Genomic DNA, 3,580 nt, shown 5'->3' on the forward strand with positions numbered 1-3,580 from the left:
GTGAAACCGCCCCTGCCCACTCCACAGCCCGCTACACTCCAGCCGCCCAGCGAAATCCGCAGGTCAGACTGCGAAATCCTGCTGGAGTACTAGTAGCCCTTGTGACAGGATTTTTTCGAGTTGACGCGGGATGCGGGGAAGTGCACTCCCTACCAGCCGCCCAACAGGTATGTGACTGGCTCGGAGCACCACCGCCAAAGGTGGTGGGACCGGGGCCTTTTGAAGATCCAATTGTTGAGTGATTTTGAGTGACCACCGACTGACAACCTAGGTAGCCAGATAGGGTCAGGGCCCGCACCTCGTGTGCGGGCCCTTTCATATGTCCTGCTCGCACAGGCGCAGGCAGTGAGCACAGACACGAAGGTGCGCGCCCTGCAGCCGGATTGGGGCGACACGACCGTCGCCGAGGAAGTCGCCCGCATTGATGAAGAGACCGGGCAGGCCGCCCCGACCCTGTCGGAAGGTTCCCGCTCGATGCTGCTGCTCGATGTCTGGGCCGGGGCCGGGAACATCATCGGCGCCGCGGTCATCACCTACACCCTCACCATCGTCGGTATCGCGATCAAGTTTCCGGACGGGGCCGGGTACGAGTGCATCTCCTCGCATTACGGGGACTGCCCTCCCGGCAAGAGGGGCGTCGAAGGCCCGTCGTGCCGCCTTGCTCACCTCTGCGGGGATGATCCCGAGCCGACCTCCACGTATCAGGGCAGCAGCTCCCGCGCAGCGTAGTAGGCGTGCAGCGCGGCTTCGCTGCCGGAGCCCAGGGCGGTCATGATTCGCTGGAAGCGGGCGGAGCGCAGGTCACCGGCCACGATGATGCGGGGGTGCTGGCCGGTCGGCGGGCAGTAGCCGTTCCCGTCGCGGCTGAGATCGCCGGACGGGGCGGTGGGCGCGTTCCCGATGCTCACGTAGACGGCGTCTGCCGTGACGGCGCATGGTCGGCCGTCCCGGTTCACCGCGTCCGCTGTCACCGTGGCCCCTTCAAAGGGGTGCAGGGTCAGGTGCTCGACGGGCAGGAGTGTGACGCGTGGATCGTCGCGGATCTCCTCGGTCTTGTACTCGTCGGCCGCGGGGTGAGCGACGAGCAGGCGGGTTTCGGTGGTCGGGTGGGCGCGCAGGAAGGTGCCGATTGGGCGGTCGCCGCCGAGGACGAGGAGGGTGCGGCCTTCGGCGTCGTCCGCGTCGGCCTGCCAGAGCGGGGGCAGGGTGAGGCCGCTGGGGGCGGTGATCCAGGCGGCGTCCCGTGGCTGGAGGGGGCCGACGCCGGTGGCGACAACCGCGTACGGAGCGGTCAGGCGGGTACCGGTGTCCAGTGTGACGGTGACGTGGTCGTCGGCGGCGCGGAGTTCGACGGCGTGGCGGCCGAGTTCCAGGCGGCTGAGCTCAGTGCTCTTCAGCTGCGTGGTGATGGAGTCGGCGAGTTCGGGGCCGCTGGTGCAGCCGCCGAGGACGTTGTTCAGCGCCGGGATGCGGTACAGGTTGCGGCACAGGGTGTCCGGCTCGATCAGGACCGAGCGCATGCCGACGCTGGCGGCCATGCGGGCGGCGGCGCAGCCGGCCGGTCCGCCGCCGATGATGATCAGGTCGGTGTCGTGGGTGGTGGGCGAACCGGTGTGGGGCGGTGTGTCGGCCATGGGGCTATTCCAGCACCGTGGCCCCTGCGTACGCGGTGAGCTGCCCCACCGCGTGCTCTGCGGTGACGAGTTGCCCGGTCCCGATCAGGCGGCGGGCGCGACGAGTCCGGCATCGTGGACGTCCAGGCCGACGTCGCTCGCCAAGGCGTCGGTGACGATCCAGGGTGTGTAGCCGTGCTCGAAGGCGTCGGCGTCGGACCCGAGGACGCAACTCTCGGTGACGATCCCGCAGAAAACGAAGTCGCACCAGCTGGCCCGGCGGATCAGTTTGCCTGCCTCGGGGGTGAAGAGCGTGTACCCCGTCTTGTCGATGACCGCGTGGGCGTGGACGGCGGCCTGGGTGAGCGCGGGGACGATGTCGGTCTCGGGCGGCTCCTGGAGCCCGTGCCACTGGGGGAAAAGCTCGTAGGTGCTGCCGGGGTAGTTGAAATAGCGGGTGAAGATCACGGGTCGGCCGACGGCGGACCACTGGGCGACCAAGTCGGAGACCGCTGGCACGGCGTGGCGGCTGTGGTGGTTCACGAAGCCGATGTCGACCACGATCAGCGCGGCGCCGCCGATGTCCATCCGCTGTCTCTCCTGCCCGCGTCCTCAGCCGACACTTTCGCGTAGAGCGTCCTGTACGTCGCGCAGCCATTCGGCCAGCCCGCTGGTCTTCCCGCCCGCTTGTCGAGCCTGGCGCGCCCGCTGCCTCACCAATCCGAGCCTGCTCTGCCAGGGCGCTCCGGCGAATCAGGACGACTGGAAAATGCTGATCGCTCGTTGAGCGTTCATGGTGCAATGCTGCGCATGGCAACACTTCTCGACAAAGCCCAGATGTTCCGTTCTCTGCACGTACCGGGCACACCGCTGGTCCTGCCCAACGCTTGGGACGCGGCGTCCGCCCGGATAGTGGCGCACGCTGGTGCTTCCGCGATCGCGACCACCAGCGCCGGGGTCGCGTGGTCCCTGGGTCACGGCGACGGCGATCATCTGACCCGCGGCCAGGCGCTGGACGCGATCACACGGATCACGGCCGTCGTCGATGTGCCGGTCACCGCCGACATCGAGCGGGGCTACGCGGCCGACCCGGCAGGCGTGGCCGAGACCGTACGCGGCGTCCTGGCGGCCGGAGCCGTGGGCATCAACCTGGAGGACACCCTGCGTCCCGTCGCCGAGCAGGCCGAACGAATCGCAGCCGCACGCAGGGCCGCGGACGAGACGGGCGTCCCGTTGTTCATCAACGCCCGCATCGACACGCACCGCCTGCTGCCCGGTGACCGTACGGCCTGGCTGGACGAGACGCTGGCACGCGCCCGCGCGTACGCGGCGGTCGGCGCGGACGGCATCTTCGTTCTTGGCACATTCGATACCGAGGAGGCCAGGACGCTCGTGGGCTCTCAGCACCTGCCGGTGAACCTCCTGGCCGGCCCCGGCGCACTGCCTGTTTCCGAGCTTGCCTCCGCGGGAGTTGCCCGGATCAGCGCAGGATCTTCCATCGCCGAGGCGGCGTACGGACTGGTCCGGCAAGCAGCCCATGAACTGCTGGAGAAGGGCACGACGACATCGTTGGAGGGCGGATTCGACTACGCAACCCTCAACGCCCTGGTCCTGGCCGAACCCGCACACTGAGGACACGGTCAGGAGCGGAGCCACAGTCGGATCGCCGCTACGGTGACCGTTCCGTGGAAGACGTAGGCGCGTTTGTCGTAGCGCGTCGGTGCGCCACGAGGCGCCATGGAATCGAGTGAGGTGAGAGACCTTCACCGCCGGGTTGTCGCAGCGACCTGGTTGAAGCTGGGGGCAGTTCGGCTCGGGCCTTGACCCCAGATGTGCTGGAGCGCTGGGAGCACGAGAGCGCCTACTACGCCCTGCGTCACACCATCCTGTGCGGACGTGTCCTGCGCTCGCACGACCCGGTCGGCGTCGAGCAGGAGATGTGGTCCCTGCTCACCCTCTACCATCTC

The 3,580-nt window shown here is 68.4% G+C and carries 4 protein-coding genes; 2 read left to right on the top strand and 2 right to left on the bottom strand.

The window, feature by feature from the left end; genetic code table 11:
• Positions 1-345: 345 nt before the first annotated feature.
• A complete protein-coding gene (locus tag ACIRJP_RS42105) occupies positions 346-729 on the top strand; it encodes a hypothetical protein (protein ID WP_404186459.1) in 384 nt (127 codons plus the stop codon).
• On the opposite strand, the gene ACIRJP_RS42110 is transcribed toward ACIRJP_RS42105, so the two are convergent.
• Both ACIRJP_RS42110 and ACIRJP_RS42115 read right to left on the bottom strand, forming a co-directional pair.
• Entirely contained in the window at positions 702-1,634 is a 933-nt protein-coding gene (locus ACIRJP_RS42110; protein ID WP_404186461.1) for an FAD-dependent oxidoreductase, read from the bottom strand. The two genes, ACIRJP_RS42105 and ACIRJP_RS42110, sit on opposite strands and share 28 nt — an antisense overlap.
• Positions 1,635-1,718: 84 nt before the next feature.
• Positions 1,719-2,201 (bottom strand): isochorismatase family cysteine hydrolase, encoded by a 483-nt coding sequence (locus ACIRJP_RS42115; RefSeq protein ID WP_404186463.1) that lies wholly within the window; start codon positions 2,199-2,201, stop codon positions 1,719-1,721.
• Positions 2,202-2,414: 213 nt separating this feature from the next.
• On the opposite strand from ACIRJP_RS42115, the gene ACIRJP_RS42120 reads away from it, so the two are divergent.
• On the top strand, positions 2,415-3,245 hold the full coding sequence (locus ACIRJP_RS42120; RefSeq protein ID WP_404186465.1) for an isocitrate lyase/phosphoenolpyruvate mutase family protein: 831 nt from the start codon (positions 2,415-2,417) through the stop codon (positions 3,243-3,245).
• Positions 3,246-3,580: the final 335 nt, after the last annotated feature.

Origin of the sequence: Streptomyces sp. NPDC102437 (assembly GCF_044765565.1) — a bacterium.
Lineage (GTDB): Bacteria > Actinomycetota > Actinomycetes > Streptomycetales > Streptomycetaceae > Streptomyces.

Bases quoted from the DNA above. Each gene is read 5' to 3' on its own strand.
- ACIRJP_RS42110 (WP_404186461.1), bottom strand. From the start codon at position 1,634: ATGGCCGACACACCGCCCCACACCGGTTCGCCCACCACCCACGACACC.
- ACIRJP_RS42115 (WP_404186463.1), bottom strand. From the start codon at position 2,201: ATGGACATCGGCGGCGCCGCGCTGATCGTGGTCGACATCGGCTTCGTG.
- ACIRJP_RS42120 (WP_404186465.1), top strand. From the start codon at position 2,415: ATGCTGCGCATGGCAACACTTCTCGACAAAGCCCAGATGTTCCGTTCT.